Here is a 15,255-nt window from a genome sequence, read left to right on the forward strand (position 1 = left end):
CGATGGCGCGGATCTGTTGAAGCGCCGTGGCCCCGTCTCCGATCAGCGTGGCCCCTTTGACGGGGGCGCCGACCACGCCATTGCGCACACGGTAAGCTTCGGTGCAGGAGAAAACGAACTTGCCGTTGGTGATATCCACCTGCCCGCCGCCAAAACCGACCGCATAGATGCCGTCCTTGAGGTCTGCGACGATATCACCGGGGGTCACGTCACCGCCCAGCATATAGGTGTTGGTCATGCGCGGCATCGGCGTGTGGGCATAGGATTCGCGGCGGCCATTGCCGGTAGGGGCCACGCCCATCAGCCGGGCGTTCTGCCGGTCCTGCATATAGCCTACCAGCACACCGTCCTCGATCAGCACATTCTTGGCCGAGGGCGTGCCTTCGTCATCAACAGAGATAGACCCGCGCCGGTCGGGGAGGGTGCCATCATCCAGCACCGTCACGCCTTTGGCGGCGATGCGTTGGCCCATGAGGCCGGCAAACGCGCTTGAGCCCTTGCGGTTGAAATCTCCTTCCAATCCGTGACCGATGGCCTCGTGCAGCAGGATGCCGGGCCAGCCGGGGCCAAGCACAACATCCATGACGCCCGCAGGCGCGGGCACGGCACGCAGGTTGACGCAGGCGATGCGCAGGGCTTCGCGGGTTTTGGCCTGCCAGTCGGCAGGGTCCAGCAGCCCGTCCAGCCCGACACGCCCGCCGCCACCGGCGGTCCCGCTTTCGCGGCGGCCATCCTGTTCGACGATGACCGACACGTTCACCCGCGTCATCGGGCGCACATCGCGGACAGAGGTGCCCTCGGGGCGCAGAATCTCGACCTCCTGGATAGAGGCAGAGATAGAGGCAGAAACCTGTACGACACGCGCATCAAGGCTGCGGGCGAAATCATCGATCTCGCGCAGGGTGTCGACCTTGACGGGAAAGGCCGCGCCCGCGATTGGATCTTCGTCGGTATAGAGCTTTTGATTAGTCGCGGCTGGCGCATCCGCCCATGTGCCGCCCCCCGCACCCACGGCCAGCCGTGCGGTTTCGCTTGCGCGGCGCAGGGCGGCTTCAGTGATCTCGGTCGAGTGGGCATAGCCAGAGACATCGCCCCGCACCGCCCGCAGGCCAAAGCCTTCGGAGGCATCGTAGCTGGCCGTTTTCAGCCGCCCGTCGTCAAACACCAACCCTTCAGACCGCCGGCGTTCGAAAAACAGTTCCCCGTCGTCGGCACCTGCCACAGCGTCGCGCAGGATGGACAGCGCGGCGTCACGGTCAAGCTGCGCCTCAAAGGGGTTGAAAGGCGGCTGGCTCATAAAAATGTTCCCTGAATCGTGTCATAAAAATCGCTTCGCGTCCGTTTGACGCAAGCAGAAGTCTTTATCTTGAAGTTAGAATATGATTGTAAGCGTACAGATTACAACGGGACAGCTGCCTCCAATTGCGGGGTGCTGCTGGGATTCGCTTATCAATGGTCACAAGATCAGGACGACATATGAAACATCTTCTCTCTTTTTCGGGTCTCATGGCCGCTTTTTCCGCCGTGCCAGCAATGGCGCAGGAAAACCTTCGCATCGACGGGCTGGAAATCATTGGTGAGCCGGTAGACGGCAAGATGGGCTTTCAGCCAGCCGTGACCCGCGTCGCGCAAGACATCCACGATCTGGACCACCTGATCCTGATCATCATCACCTTGATCACCATCTTCGTGACCGGTCTGATCCTTTGGGTGGCGGTCCGTTATAACCGCAAGCGCAACCCCGTTGCCGCATCCTTCACACACAACACGCCGGTTGAAATCCTCTGGACCGTCGCACCGATCGTGATTCTGGTGCTGATCGGGGCCTATTCGCTGCCGATCCTGTTCCGTCAGCAGGAAATCCCGCAGGCCGACCTGACCATCAAAGCCACCGGCAACCAGTGGTACTGGTCCTATGAATANGTCGACGAGGGCTTTGGCTTTGACAGCTATATGATCGGTGCACCGGCTGTTGGCGGCGAAAACCGCAAAACACCCGAAGTNNTCGCNCAGCTTGANGCNGCCGGCTATACCGAACAGCAGTTCCTGCTGGCGACNGATACCGCCGTTGTGATCCCTGTCGGTCAGACNATCGTTGTTCAGGTCACCGGTTCGGACGTGATCCACTCTTGGGCGATGCCCGCCTTCGGTGTGAAACAGGACGCNGTGCCCGGCCGTCTGGCGGANACATGGTTCACCGCCGAGAAAGAAGGCGTGTACTTCGGTCAGTGTTCCGAGCTGTGCGGCAACGCCCACGCCTATATGCCGATCACTGTGAAAGTCGTCTCGGAAGAGGCCTATGCCCAGTGGCTTGGCAACGCGAAAGAAGAGTATGCGGGCATCCCGCAGACTCTGACCGTTGCGTCCAAGTAAGGCACAATTGCTGATGCGGGGTGCGCGANGCGCGCCCCGGGTTCCTTTTGTATGAGAGATCGCATGACAGATACCAGCACGACACCTGCGGGCGAGTATGAGGCGCAGTTCGGCGATTATTTCGCCCTGATGAAGCCGCGCGTCATGCAGTTGGTGGTATTTACCGCACTTGTTGGCATGCTCGCCGCGCCCGAGTCTGTGCACCCCGTGATCGGCTTTGCCTCGATCCTGTTTGTCGCCATCGGGGCAGGGGCNTCGGGCGCGCTGAACATGTGGTGGGACGCCGACATCGACGCGATCATGCGCCGGACCCAAGGCCGCCCGATCCCGTCGGGGCGCGTCCAGCCGGGCGAAGCGCTGGCGATCGGTGTGGCGCTGTCGGGCATGTCTGTCGTCATGCTGGGGCTGGCGGCCAACCTGCTGGCCGCGGGTATGCTGCTGTTCACGATCCTCTTCTACGCCGTTTTCTATTCCATGTGGCTNAAGCGTGCGACGCCGCAGAACATCGTCATCGGNGGTGCTGCGGGGGCGTTCCCGCCCGTGATCGGCTGGATCATCGCCACCGGCAGCTTCTCGGTCGAGGCATGGCTGATGTTCGCGCTNATCTTNATGTGGACCCCGCCGCACTTCTGGGCCTTGGCGCTGTTCATGCGCAATGACTATGACGACGCGAAGGTGCCGATGCTGACCGTGACCCACGGCCGCCGCTCCACCCGTCGTCACATTCTGGCCTATACTGTTTTGCTGGTCATTCTGGCGGTCGGCACCGGCTTCACCTCGATCGGCGGGCCAATCTATCTGGCGACCGCGGGTGTGCTGAACCTGTTGTTCCTGGTCGGGGCCTTCCGCATCTGGCAGCGTGATGAAGACGACAGCGAAGCCGATGATTTCCGCGTTGAACGCAAGTTCTTCCGCCTGTCGCTATGGTATCTCTTNTTGCACTTCGGTGCCATTNTGCTNGAGGCCACCCTGCGGGGCTACGGCTTGGGAGGCTGGTAATGGGNATTCGCGCTGAACACGAGATTCACACACGCCGCCGCGGGCGCAACCTTGGCGTCGGTCTGCTGCTGGCCGCCTTCGTCGTGCTGGTCATGGCGCTGACCTTTGTCAAAATCACCAACATCGATTTCAACGATCTGCCCGGTGGTGAGCTTCAAACACAGGAGAGCAACTGATGGCCCTGTCCGGACCCGCGAAGACTGTGGTGCAAACCGTCTCTGTCGTCATCCTGATGGGCGGGCTGGCTTGGGCATCGGTGCCGTTCTACGATTGGTTCTGCCGCGTCACCGGCTTTGGCGGAACGCCGGGGCAGGTCGCGGGGGCCGAGGGCGAGGTGCTGGATCAGACGATCAAGGTGCGTTTCGACGGCAGCTTGAACGAAGATATGCCGTGGGAATTCAAACCCGTCGTCAACGAGATGGAACTGCGCATCGGCGAGACCGGGCTGGCGTTCTACGAGGCCTANAACCCAACCGATCACCCCGTCGCGGGGCAGGCGTCCTACAANGTGACGCCCTATGCCGCCGGGGCCTTCTTTGAAAAGATCGAATGTTTCTGCTTTACNGAACAGGTGCTCGCCCCCGGTGAGCGTGTTCAAATGCCNGTCAGCTTCTTTGTTGACCCCGAAATCGTCGAAGACCGTGATGGCAAGTATGTACATACGATCACACTGTCTTATACGTTCTATGAAATTGACCTGCCCGAGGACTATGAAGCCCCCGATCAGGACAGCGAGACAAACCTGAATTAAGAAAAAGGTGAGGGACTGAACCAATGGCCCATGAAAAGAACCATGACTATCACATTCTGCCGCCGTCCACATGGCCATTGCTCAGCTCCATCGCCGGCTGTGTCATGCTGGTTGGTGGTGTCTTCTGGATGCACGATGTAACCCCCTTCGTCTTCTTGGGTGGTCTGGTTGCCGTTCTGTACTGCATGTTCGGATGGTGGTCCGAGGTTGTTGCTGAAAGCCACGTCGGCGATCACACCAACGTCGTGCGCATCGGTCTGCGCTATGGCTTCATCCTGTTCATTATGTCCGAAGTGATGTTCTTTGTGGCGTGGTTCTGGACCTTCTTCAAAGAAGCCCTGTACCCGATGGATGAATTNCCGGGCTCCACATATGTGCAGCCGGATATCATNCCNGTTGACGCCTTCCACCTGCCGCTGATCAACACNCTGATCCTGCTGCTGTCGGGCTGCGCTGTCACATGGGCNCACCACGCGNTGGTACATGAAAACAACCGCAAAGACCTGATCGCCGGCCTGTCCATCGCGATCGTTCTGGGCATGCTGTTCACCGCGTTCCAGGCCTATGAATANTATGANCTGCTGGCCCATGNCGACTGGACCTTCGGCGGCGACCTGTTCTTCTCCAGCTTCTTCATGGCGACAGGCTTCCACGGTTTCCACGTTGTGATCGGCACGATCTTCCTTGCGGTCTGCCTGTTCCGCGCGATGAAAGGCCACTTTACCCAAGAGCAGCACGTCGGCTTNGAAGCCGCTGCCTGGTACTGGCACTTTGTTGATGTGGTCTGGCTGTTCCTCTTCTTCGCCGTCTACATGTGGGGCATCTAAGCCCGCAGTCGGCTTGCAAACCGGGCCGCAATCACTAAAAGCAACAGGCGCGCGAGGGGNACCTTGCGCGCCTTTGCATTGCCGCCACCCGTCCACGGGTGCCAACCTCAAGAGAGCTTTATGCGTCGTACGCTATTCCTGCTGATTGTCGGCCTTGGCGGGGCTGCTATCCTGATNTGGCTGGGCGTTTGGCAGATCCAGCGGCTGGCGTGGAAAGAGGCGATNATCGCCGACATCAACACCCGCATCGCCGCCGCCCCCGTCGACCTGCCCCCTACCGTCAACGCCGAGGATGACGCCTATTTGCCCGTCGCGGTGACCGGNNCCTATCGACGCAGGCGAGGTGCATGTGCTTGTGTCCCAGAAAGACGTCGGCGCAGGNTACCGCGTCATCGCGCCTTTCNCGCTAGAGGATGGCCGCCGCATNATGGTCGACCGCGGNTTTGTCCTGACNACGGACAAGGACNCCCCCCGCGNNTTGGGNCCCGCGACGGTGACGGGCAATCTGCAATGGCCGCGCGAAACCGATAGCTTCACNCCCGAGGCCGACCTGAAGGGCAACATCTGGTTCGCNCGCGATGTGCCGGATATGGCGCAAACGCTTGGCACCGANCCCGTTCTTCTGGTTGCGCGCAGCAGCANGCCTCAGCCAGCGGGGATCAGCCCGTTGCCCGTCGATACCGCCCGTATTCCCAACGACCACTTGCAATATGCCATCACTTGGTTCTCTCTTGCCGCGATCTGGCTTGGGATGAGCCTGTTCTTCTTGCGCCGCCGCCGCGCGCCCAAAACCGAAAGCTGACCCTTATGCGTTATGTCTCCACCCGTGGTTCCGCCCCCGTTTTGTCGTTCGAAGAGGCGCTGCTGACCGGCCTCGCCCGTGACGGCGGCCTGTATGTACCCGAAACGATCCCGACGCTCGGCACCGATGAGCTGCGCGAGATGGCCACGATGTCCTACGAGGATGTCGCCTTTCGTGTGATGAANCCCTTTGTCGGCGACACATTCAGCGACGATGAATTCAAGGCGCTGATCGCCAAGGCCTATGCGGGCTTCAACCACAAGGTGCGCGCGCCGCTGGTGCAGCTTGAACAGGGGCACTTCCTGCTTGAACTGTTCCACGGNCCCACGCTGGCGTTCAAAGACTTTGCCATGCAGTTGATCGGCCACATGTTCCAGGCCGTGCTGTCGCGCAAGGGTGAACGGGTGACCATCGTCGGTGCGACCTCGGGCGATACCGGATCCGCCGCGATCGAAGCTTTCCGCGGGCTGGATAACGTTGATGTCTTCATCCTCTTTCCCCACGGTCGCGTGTCCGAAGTGCAGCGCCGACAGATGACCACACCATCGGAAAGCAACGTGCACGCGCTGGCGCTGGACGGTGATTTCGACGACTGTCAGGCGCGCCTGAAAGACATGTTCAACGACCACGCTTTCCGCGACGGGGTGCAGCTGGCAGGGGTCAACAGCATCAACTGGGGCCGCGTGCTGGCGCAGGTGGTCTATTANTTCACCGCAGGGCTCGCTATGGGCGCGCTGGACCGCAAGGTCAGCTTTACCGTNCCCACGGGCAACTTCGGCGATATCTTCGCGGGCTACATCGCGCGCGAAATGGGNCTGCCGATTGCNGATCTGGTGGTTGCGACGAACCAGAATGACATCCTGCANCGCTGCCTGACCACAGGCGGCTACCACAAGGGCGAGGTTCATGCCTCTATCAGCCCNTCGATGGATATTCAGGTCAGCTCCAACTTTGAACGCGCCTTGTATTTCGCCTACGGCCAAGACAGCGACGCGATCAATGCGCTGATGGGNGATCTGGCGAAGGGNGGNTTCGACGTGGGCGACAATGCCCTGCGCGANCTNCAAAACACCTATAAATCNGGCCGCGTNTCCGAAGAGGAAACCAGCGAGACGATCAAGGCCTTCTACGCCGACACAAACGAACTTCTGTGCCCGCATTCTGCTATCGGGGTTCGCGTGGGGGCGGCCTTGCGTGATCCGGCGACGCCGATGATCACGCTGGCCACCGCGCATCCGGCCAAGTTCCCCGACGCGGTCGAAGCCGCCACAGGCCAGCGCCCGCCGCTGCCNGACCACATGGCCGATCTGTTCGACCGCGAAGAACGCGTGACCCGCGTGCCGAACGACCTTGAGGCGCTCAAGGATATCATTAAAGGGGGCATCGCTCAGTGAGCTTGCAACAACACCGCCTGTCCAATGGCTTTCGTATCGTAACCGAACATATGCCGGGGCTTGCNTCGGCATCTATCGGGGTCTGGGTTTCGGCGGGCGCGCGGCATGAGACGGCCACGCAAAACGGTATCGCGCATTTCCTTGAGCATATGGCGTTCAAGGGCACGGCNAAGCGCACNTCGTTGCAAATCGCCGAAGCGATCGAGGATGTGGGCGGCTATATCAACGCCTATACCTCGCGCGAGGTNACGGCNTANTANGTGCGCGTGCTGGAAAATGACGTNTCGCTGGGGCTGGATGTGATCGCGGATATCTTGCGCAATCCNGTCCTTGATAATGGCGAGATCGAGGTAGAGCGCGGCGTGATCCTGCAAGAGATCGGTCAGGCGCTGGATACGCCGGATGATGTGATCTTTGACTGGTTGCAGGAAAAGGCATACCCCAACCAACCCATCGGGCGTACCATTCTGGGCCCGTCCGAACGCGTGTCGAATTTCAGCCGCGACGACCTGTCGGGCTTTATCAGCCAGCATTACGGCCCCGGCCAGATGATCCTCGCCGCCGCAGGGGCGGTGGACCATGACGAGATCGTGCGCCTTGCTGAACAGCTGTTCGGCGACATGCCCCCCAAGCCTCTCTTCGACGTTGATGCTGCCAAATTCAGCGGCGGTGAAGTGCGCCAGTTGAAACCGCTTGAGCAAGCGCATTTCGCGCTCGGGTTCGAAGCGCCCGGCTACCGCGCCGATGATATCTATGTCGCGCAGATCTATGCCTCTGCCCTGGGGGGCGGCATGTCGAGCCGCCTGTTCCAGGAGGTCCGCGAGAACCGCGGCCTGTGCTATACGATCTTTGCGCAGGCAGGGGCCTATGCCGACACAGGCATGATGACGATCTATGCAGGGACCAGCGGTGAACAACTGCCCGAACTGGCGGGCATCACCATTGACGAGATGAAGCGCGCCGCCTCCGACATGTCCCCGGCCGAGGTTGCAAGGGCACGGGCGCAGATGAAGGCTGGCCTGCTGATGGGGCTGGAAAGCCCGTCGAACCGCGCGGAACGTCTGGCGCGTCTGATCCAGATCTGGGACCGCGTCCCCCCGCTGGAAGAGACCATCGCGCAGATCGACGCGGTCACCACAGGCGACGTGCGCGACTTTGCCCAGAATATCGCCGCCAGCGCCCCTGCGGCATTGGCGCTTTATGGTCCGGTAGATGGTGCCCCCACATTGGAAGAACTTCAGGAGCGTCGCGCTGCCTGATGCAACTGCTGAAACGAAAGCTTGCCATTGAAACCGAAAGGCTGACGTTGCGGCCACCGGTGCATGCTGACTTCCGCCCCTGGGCCACCCTGCGGTCGGACAGCATCACCTACCTCACCCCGTGGGAGCCGTCCTGGGCACCGGACCACCTGTCGCGCAAAGCGTTTACCAATCGGGTCTACTGGGCCAACCGGTCGGTCTCTGCGGGGACGGCGCTGCCGCTATTTCTGATCCGCCGCAAGGATAACATGCTGATCGGGGCGATCACGCTGGATAACATCCGTCGCGGCCCGGCACAGGCGGGCACCTTGGGGTATTGGACCGGCGAACAATTCGCCCGCCGTGGCTATATGCGCGAAGCGATCGAGGCGACGGTGCACCACGCCTTCACCCGTCTGGACATCAGCCGCGTCGAGGCCGCCTGCCTGCCCGAGAACATCGCCTCGCGCGGGTTGCTGGAAAAGACCGGTTTCAAATACGAAGGCGTCGCGCAAAGCTATCTGCAAATCGACGGGCGCTGGCGGACCCATGTGCTTTATGCGCAGCTGCGCGGGGACCGTCGGGGCAAGACCGCAGCGGGGTAGGGGGCTATGATCGCTTATGCCACTGTCGGGGCAGACGACCTTGCACGTGCCAAACGCTTCTATACCGCTTTCCTGCCAGCCTTGGGCTATGCCCTGACCGAAGGTCCCGAAGGCTTGAGCTTTGTGCTGTCGCAGGCTGCGGGGCAGCCCGCGGCCTCGCCGGATTTTTACGTCAAACCGACCTTCGATGGCGCGCCGGCTTCTGCTGGCAACGGGTCCATGATCGCGTTCGAAGCACCCACTCAGGCACAGGTGCGTGCGTTACACGCCGCAGCGCTGGCCGCGGGCGGCAGCGATGAGGGCCAGCCGGGGTTTCGCGTCACCTATGGTCCGCGCTTCTACGTCAGCTACCTGCGCGACCCCCAAGGCAACAAGATCGCGGTCTTCTGTGATAATCCGGCAGAGCCGGGCAGGGATGATCCACCCCCTGCGCCGACGCGTTGATATGAAAAAGGCCAGACAGCGATGTCTGGCCTTTCGTTACTCTGATGTCCGCAGCGAGTTAGCGGCGGCGGTCGCGCCGCGCGCTCATCGGTTGGAAGGCGACGCCGACGTGCGCCTCGCAATAGGGCTTGCCCTGCTGTACGGGCAGACCACAGAACCAGAAATCATCCGTTGCAGGGTCACCGACGGGCCATTTGCAGGTCCGCTCTGTCAGGTCCATCAGGCCGATCTTCTTCGACTTTTTCTCGACCTCGCTCACCTTGGCAAGCGCTTCCGGGCTGATCTCGTTCGCGGAGGGCTGCGGTGGCAGCGGCTGACCGGCGGGAATGATCTTGGCGCGCGCGGGCAGGTTAGGACGGGGCGCTGGCGTGTCATCCGCCGGTTCCGGCTCTGCGGCTTCGGGGGCGGGTTCAGCCTTGGGCTTGGCGGCTGCGGCGGGTTTCGCGGCAGGCTTGGCCTTGGCTTCCGGTTTCGCCGCCGCAGTAGGGGCGGCGGCGGGCGCTGCGGTTGCGGTCCGGTTGGACAGCCCCAGACGATGCACCTTGCCGATCACGGCATTGCGGGTCACACCGCCCAACTCCTTTGCAATCTGGCTTGCGGATTGGCCCTCGCCCCACATTTTCTTCAGGATCTCTACGCGGTCATCGGTCCAAGACATTTGGCGTCCTTAGCTAACAAGCGGCCCTTCTCAGGACCGCCGTGGAAAAATCTCAAGCCCCTATACTAATCACTGACAGCTTGGGTGCAAGGCGCGAACGGGCGATTGGGACGGCAGCGGGGACAAACGCTCCCCTAAAACCACAGCAAAGCAGCCACCGCACCGTTCGTGCGACAGATTGCGGCAATCGCGCGCCAATTTTTGCTTTGCAAGCCGCGAAAAGCTGCTTATGCAAACGGCATGATCAACCGTTCGACATCCTCTTTGCGACGACGCCAAGGCTAATTGGCGACACCGGCCCCTGACAAGGGGGGCACGGCATTGATCTTTTGCGACATAAATTGCGTCGCACCCCTTCAAATCTTATTGACCCTCTCCGTCACACATGGCCTTTTGTGCCTTTGATGCGGCCAACCCATAAGGATGATCCTGATGATCCCATCTGTTCTGCCGACCTATTCACGCGCCCCCCTGAGCTTTGTCAAAGGCGAAGGGTCCTGGTTGATTGAACAGGACGGCCGCCGATTTCTGGATCTGGGCGCAGGCATTGCGGTGAACGCGCTTGGCCATGCGCACCCCGCGCTGGTGGCGGCGCTGACCGAACAGGCGGGGCAGCTTTGGCATACCTCGAACCTCTACGAGATCCCCCAGCAACAGGAACTGGCCGACCGGCTGGTCGCGCTCAGCTTTGCCGATACGGTGTTCTTCACCAACTCCGGCACCGAGGCATGCGAACTGGCGGTCAAGATGGCGCGCAAGTATTTCTACGACAAGGGCCAGCCCGACCGGACCGAGATCATCACCTTCTCGGGTTCGTTCCACGGGCGGTCATCTGCCGGGATCGCGGCGGCAGGATCCGAGAAAATGACCAAAGGCTTCGGCCCGCTGCTCCCCGGTTTCAAACATATCGAATTTGGCGATATGGAGGCGCTTGGCGCGGCGATCACCGATACCACAGCCGCCATCATGATCGAACCGGTGCAGGGCGAAGGCGGCATCCGTCCCGTGCCGGATGCTGACCTCAAACAGATGCGCGCGCTGTGCGAAACACACGGGCTGTTGCTGATCTTTGACGAGGTGCAATGCGGCGTGGGCCGCACCGGCAAGATGTTCGCCCATGAATGGGCCGGCGTCACCCCCGACATCATGATGGTCGCCAAAGGCATCGGCGGCGGTTTCCCCCTGGGCGCCGTGCTGGCCACAGAAAACGCGGCCTCTGGCATGACGGCGGGCACCCACGGGTCGACCTATGGCGGCAACCCGCTGGGCTGTGCCGTGGGCAATGCTGTGGTCAATATCATCGGCACAGACGCCTTTCTTGAGGGTGTGAACCGCAAGGCCGGCCTGATGCGCCAAAAGCTCGAAGGGTTGGTCGCCAGCCACCCTGACGTGTTCGAAAGCGTGCGCGGCAGCGGGCTGATGCTGGGGCTGAAATGCAAAGCCACCAACAGCGATGTCGTCGCCGCAGGGTACCGTTACGAGGTCATCACAGTACCGGCGGCGGATAACGTGATCCGCCTGCTGCCCCCTCTCAATATCACCGATGAAGACATCGCCGAAGCCGTTTCCCGCCTTGATCAAGCGGCCAGCAGCCTTGCTGCCAGCTGACCTTCATTTTGCCCTATAAACTCCGGGGGGCCGGGGGGGCTGGCCCCCCAACTCCCTAAAATAAAAGAATAACCCATGAAACATTTTCTCGATATTCACCAAACCGATCCGGCTGACCTGCGCAGCATCATCGACAATGCCGCCACGATGAAAGCGTCCCGTCTGGGCCGCCCCCGTGGTGCGCCGGATGATGAACAGCCGCTCAAGGATCACATGGTTGCGCTGATCTTTGAAAAGCCCTCGACACGGACGCGGGTCAGCTTTGACGTGGGCGTGCGCCAGATGGGCGGGCAAACGATGGTGCTGTCCGGCGCAGATATGCAGCTTGGCCACGGCGAGACCATCGCCGACACGGCACGGGTGCTCAGCCGCTATGTCGATCTGATCATGATCCGCACCTTCGAAGAGGCGACTCTGCTGGAGATGGCGGAATATGCCTCTGTCCCGGTGATCAACGGGCTGACCAACCGCACCCACCCCTGCCAGATCATGGCCGATATCATGACCTTTGAAGAGCACAGCGGCCCGATCAAGGGCAAAAAGGTGGTCTGGTCCGGTGACGGCAACAACGTATTCGCCAGCTTCGCCCATGCGGCCAAGGCGTTTGATTTCGAACTTGTGTTTACCGGCCCGCAGACACTGGACCCCGAGGCCGCGCTGAATGGCCTCTACACAACCGAGCGTGACCCGAACAAAGCGGTAGAGGGCGCGGATCTGGTCGTGACAGACACATGGGTGTCGATGCATGATCCGCAATCGGCGCGCGAACGTCGGCACAACCAGCTGCGCGGCTATCAGGTGAATGACGCGCTGATGGCCAAGGCAAAGCCCGACGCGCTGTTTATGCACTGCCTGCCCGCACACCGCGATGACGAGGTGACAAGCTCTGTTATGGACGGCCCAAGCTCGGTCATCTTTGACGAGGCTGAAAACCGTCTGCACGCGCAAAAGTCGGTCATGCGCTGGTGCTTGGGGAAATGAGCGACCGGCGGCCCATCGTTGTCGCGGGTGCGGGGGCGATCGGCTGCTTTGTAGGTGGCATGCTTGCCGCCCACGGTCGCGATGTCACGCTGTTGGTACGTCCCCGCGTGGCAGAGCAGATCCGCAAGCATGGCCTGCGGCTGACGGGTTTTGACGGGCTCGACCAACAGGTGCCTGCCGCAAGCCTGACCCTGTCACAGGACCCTGCCTGTCTTGCCGGGGCGGGAATCGTGCTGGTCACGGTCAAGACCGACGACACCGCCGACATCGCGCGGCTGGTGGCGCAGCACACGCCGGCGCTTTCGACCATTGTCAGCCTGCAAAACGGCCTCGACGCGGCCGAGATCCTGCGCGAGGCCTTGCCGCTGCATGATGTACGCGGGGGCATGGTGCCCTTCAACGTCGTCCCCCATGGCGACGGGCGGTATCACCGCGCGACCAGCGGGGATATTTTCGTCGAAACGGGCCGGATGCCACTGGCGGGCTATCTGTCGGTGCCGGGATTGCAGGTTACGGGAACGGGGGCGATCATCGGCGTTCAATGGGGCAAGCTGTTGCTGAACCTGAACAACGCGCTGAACGCCCTGTCAGGGCTGACCTTGCAGCAACAACTGCTTGACCGGCGCTGGCGACGCGTGATGGCCGCCCAGATGGCCGAGGCGCTTGCCGTGCTAAAGGCTCATGGCATCCACCCTGCATCCTCTACGCCACTGCCCGCACCGCTGATCCCTTGGGTGCTGCGCCTGCCGACGCCGCTGTTCACGCGTGTCGCGGCCAAGATGCTGACGATTGACCCGATGGCGCGGACCTCGATGTCCTATGACCTAGAGGCGGGTAAACCGACCGAGATCGACGCGCTTCAGGGCCGGATCATCGCGATGGGGGCGCAGGAAGGCGTCGCCACGCCGCTGTGTCAGCGGGTCTCTGATCTGGTGAAAGAGGCGCAGGCGCGCCGTCCGGGGTTGCCCGATATGGACCCCTCGGACCTTCGCTAGGCGGCAAGGCCATGCACCACAGCGCTTAGTTGACCAGCGCGTTCAGCCCCAGAAATATCATCGCTGACATGGTTGCTGCCGCGGGGACGGTGATGACCCAGGCCGCGACGATGGTCATGAAGTGCGACCGGCGCACGAGTTTTCGGCGGCGGCGTTCCTCTACAGCGATGCGTTTGACCTGACCGGCTTTGGCACCGGGGCGACGCAGGCGGCGCTCCATATGCCATTCGCGGTAGAAGCCTACGCCAAAAACGCCCCCCACAGCGATATGGGTAGAGCTGACGGGCAGGCCCAGCCACGAGGCGATGATCACGGTGATCGCCGCAGAGAGGGCGACGCAATAGGCGCGCATCGGGTTCAGCTTGGTGATCTGGCTGCCCACCATGCGGATCAGTTTCGGCCCGAAAAGGAACAGCCCGAAGGAGATGCCGAAGGCCCCGATCACCATCACCCACATAGGGATAGAGACTTTGGCCTCGAACCCGCCGAACTCCGAGGCGTGGACGATCGCGGCAAGGGGCCCAACCGCGTTGGCGACATCATTGGCCCCATGGGCAAAGCTGAGCAGCGCTGCGGAAAAGACCAGCGGCAGGCCGAACAACACTTTGACGGATTTGTTGCGGTTCTCCATCCCGACCGACGCGCGGCGGATGGCGGGGTAGGAAATGGCATAGGCCAGAACGCCACAGGCCAAACCGATCAGCAGGGCCGAGCCCATGTTGATCTCGACGATCTTCTTGAGCCCCTTGAGCGCCAGATAGGTGGCAAAGACGCCGGACATGACGCCAATCAGGATCGGCACCCAGCGACGCGAAGCTGCGATCTTGTCCTCTTGGTAAAGGATTTGCGACTTGATCAGCGCAAGGAACATCGCCGCGACAGCGCCGCCCAAGACGGGCGAGATAATCCAGCTAAGAGCGATCATACTCATTGAAGGCCAGTTCACCGCCGCCATCCCCGCAGCCGCGATGCCGGCCCCCATGACGCCGCCCACGACCGAGTGTGTGGTCGATACCGGCGCGCCCACCCATGTGGCCAGATTGACCCAGAGGGCCGACGAGATCAGCGCGGCCATCATGGCCCAGATGAACACTTGGGAATCCGCGACCGACGCGGGGTCGATGATCCCCTTCGAGATAGTCGATACCACGTCGCCACCAGCCAGAAGGGCACCGGCACTTTCGCAAATGGCAGCAATGATGATCGCACCGCCCATGCTCAGCGCCTTGGCCCCGACGGCGGGGCCCATATTGTTGGCAACGTCATTGGCCCCGATGTTCACCGCCATATAGGCCCCGAAGGCCGCGGCGGCGATCACCACATAGTTGGAAGGCTGCGCGCCAAAGAACAGACCTGCGACCAGCGCGGCCAATACGATGAAGGCAAGGGCAATGCCAAATCCGACCATAGGCCGCGCCACATAGGTCGCGGCCTGTTCCACCCGCGAGATGCGGTTCAGGTCAGAATCCAGTGTTTTCCACTGTTGGCCTTTGGGTCCGTCGGTCATTGCTGCCTCATTTTCTAAAACCATGCGCTCGTGGCACAGTGAAAACGGTTTCGCAAGGCCGCACGGGGGGCTA

At 61.7% G+C, this 15,255-nt stretch carries 15 protein-coding genes and 1 pseudogene; 13 read left to right on the top strand and 3 right to left on the bottom strand.

Annotated features, from left to right (window positions below; all coding sequences use genetic code 11):
• Positions 1-1,297, bottom strand: a 1,297-nt coding sequence (locus CBB63_RS15600; protein ID WP_286699796.1) for a TldD/PmbA family protein, incomplete at its 3' end; no start/stop codon positions are given.
• Positions 1,298-1,476: 179 nt separating this feature from the next.
• Here CBB63_RS15600 and coxB point away from each other — a divergent pair.
• The 10 genes and pseudogenes from coxB (at position 1,477) to CBB63_RS15650 (ending at position 9,433) form a co-directional block, all read left to right on the top strand.
• Complete coding sequence (gene coxB / locus CBB63_RS15605; RefSeq protein WP_286699797.1) at positions 1,477-2,373, top strand: cytochrome c oxidase subunit II; 897 nt, start codon at positions 1,477-1,479, stop codon at positions 2,371-2,373.
• A 63-nt stretch (positions 2,374-2,436) separates the two neighbouring features.
• The gene (cyoE, locus tag CBB63_RS15610; protein WP_286699798.1) at positions 2,437-3,372 is read left to right on the top strand and encodes a heme o synthase; all 936 of its coding nucleotides are present in this window, start codon (positions 2,437-2,439) and stop codon (positions 3,370-3,372) included.
• The gene (locus CBB63_RS15615) at positions 3,372-3,548 is read left to right on the top strand and encodes a cytochrome c oxidase system small membrane protein (protein ID WP_005851690.1); all 177 of its coding nucleotides are present in this window, start codon (positions 3,372-3,374) and stop codon (positions 3,546-3,548) included. Before cyoE ends, CBB63_RS15615 begins: the two co-directional genes overlap by 1 nt.
• On the top strand, positions 3,548-4,123 hold the full coding sequence (locus CBB63_RS15620; protein WP_286699799.1) for a cytochrome c oxidase assembly protein: 576 nt from the start codon (positions 3,548-3,550) through the stop codon (positions 4,121-4,123). Before CBB63_RS15615 ends, CBB63_RS15620 begins: the two co-directional genes overlap by 1 nt.
• A gap of 23 nt (positions 4,124-4,146) precedes the next feature.
• The gene (locus tag CBB63_RS15625) at positions 4,147-4,950 is read left to right on the top strand and encodes a cytochrome c oxidase subunit 3 (protein ID WP_286699800.1); all 804 of its coding nucleotides are present in this window, start codon (positions 4,147-4,149) and stop codon (positions 4,948-4,950) included.
• A 120-nt stretch (positions 4,951-5,070) separates the two neighbouring features.
• Positions 5,071-5,752: pseudogene (locus tag CBB63_RS15630) on the top strand (SURF1 family protein).
• Between the two features lie 5 nt (positions 5,753-5,757).
• Entirely contained in the window at positions 5,758-7,146 is a 1,389-nt protein-coding gene (gene thrC, locus CBB63_RS15635; RefSeq protein ID WP_286699801.1) for a threonine synthase, read from the top strand.
• Positions 7,143-8,405 carry a M16 family metallopeptidase gene (locus tag CBB63_RS15640; RefSeq protein ID WP_286699802.1) on the top strand — a complete coding sequence of 421 codons (1,263 nt, stop codon included), beginning with the start codon at positions 7,143-7,145 and terminating at the stop codon, positions 8,403-8,405. The genes thrC and CBB63_RS15640 overlap by 4 nt, the downstream gene beginning before the upstream one ends.
• On the top strand, positions 8,405-8,989 hold the full coding sequence (locus CBB63_RS15645; RefSeq protein ID WP_005851700.1) for a GNAT family N-acetyltransferase: 585 nt from the start codon (positions 8,405-8,407) through the stop codon (positions 8,987-8,989). Before CBB63_RS15640 ends, CBB63_RS15645 begins: the two co-directional genes overlap by 1 nt.
• Before the next feature lie 6 nt (positions 8,990-8,995).
• Complete coding sequence (locus CBB63_RS15650; RefSeq protein ID WP_286699803.1) at positions 8,996-9,433, top strand: VOC family protein; 438 nt, start codon at positions 8,996-8,998, stop codon at positions 9,431-9,433.
• Between the two features lie 58 nt (positions 9,434-9,491).
• Here CBB63_RS15650 and CBB63_RS15655 read toward each other — a convergent pair whose 3' ends face one another.
• On the bottom strand, positions 9,492-10,091 hold the full coding sequence (locus CBB63_RS15655; RefSeq protein WP_286699804.1) for a GcrA family cell cycle regulator: 600 nt from the start codon (positions 10,089-10,091) through the stop codon (positions 9,492-9,494).
• A gap of 432 nt (positions 10,092-10,523) precedes the next feature.
• Between CBB63_RS15655 and CBB63_RS15660 the strand changes: the two genes are divergently transcribed.
• The 3 genes from CBB63_RS15660 (at position 10,524) to CBB63_RS15670 (ending at position 13,675) form a co-directional block, all read left to right on the top strand.
• A complete protein-coding gene (locus CBB63_RS15660; RefSeq protein ID WP_286699805.1) occupies positions 10,524-11,699 on the top strand; it encodes an aspartate aminotransferase family protein in 1,176 nt (391 codons plus the stop codon).
• A gap of 75 nt (positions 11,700-11,774) precedes the next feature.
• A complete protein-coding gene (gene argF / locus CBB63_RS15665; RefSeq protein ID WP_286699806.1) occupies positions 11,775-12,680 on the top strand; it encodes an ornithine carbamoyltransferase in 906 nt (301 codons plus the stop codon).
• Positions 12,677-13,675 (top strand): 2-dehydropantoate 2-reductase, encoded by a 999-nt coding sequence (locus tag CBB63_RS15670; protein ID WP_286699807.1) that lies wholly within the window; start codon positions 12,677-12,679, stop codon positions 13,673-13,675. The genes argF and CBB63_RS15670 overlap by 4 nt, the downstream gene beginning before the upstream one ends.
• Positions 13,676-13,700: 25 nt before the next feature.
• Here CBB63_RS15670 and CBB63_RS15675 read toward each other — a convergent pair whose 3' ends face one another.
• Entirely contained in the window at positions 13,701-15,182 is a 1,482-nt protein-coding gene (locus tag CBB63_RS15675; RefSeq protein WP_009826144.1) for an inorganic phosphate transporter, read from the bottom strand.
• Positions 15,183-15,255 lie beyond the last annotated feature (73 nt).

This window comes from Sulfitobacter sp. TMED3, assembly GCF_002167505.1.
GTDB classification, from domain to species: domain Bacteria; phylum Pseudomonadota; class Alphaproteobacteria; order Rhodobacterales; family Rhodobacteraceae; genus Sulfitobacter; species Sulfitobacter pontiacus.

What these genes read in the sequence shown, in the direction of transcription:
- CBB63_RS15650 (WP_286699803.1), top strand. Translation starts at nt 8,996, where the DNA reads ATGATCGCTTATGCCACTGTCGGGGCAGACGACCTTGCACGTGCCAAA.
- argF (WP_286699806.1), top strand. Translation starts at nt 11,775, where the DNA reads ATGAAACATTTTCTCGATATTCACCAAACCGATCCGGCTGACCTGCGC.
- CBB63_RS15660 (WP_286699805.1), top strand. Translation starts at nt 10,524, where the DNA reads ATGATCCCATCTGTTCTGCCGACCTATTCACGCGCCCCCCTGAGCTTT.
- CBB63_RS15675 (WP_009826144.1), bottom strand. Translation starts at nt 15,182, where the DNA reads ATGACCGACGGACCCAAAGGCCAACAGTGGAAAACACTGGATTCTGAC.
- CBB63_RS15655 (WP_286699804.1), bottom strand. Translation starts at nt 10,091, where the DNA reads ATGTCTTGGACCGATGACCGCGTAGAGATCCTGAAGAAAATGTGGGGC.
- CBB63_RS15645 (WP_005851700.1), top strand. Translation starts at nt 8,405, where the DNA reads ATGCAACTGCTGAAACGAAAGCTTGCCATTGAAACCGAAAGGCTGACG.
- CBB63_RS15670 (WP_286699807.1), top strand. Translation starts at nt 12,677, where the DNA reads ATGAGCGACCGGCGGCCCATCGTTGTCGCGGGTGCGGGGGCGATCGGC.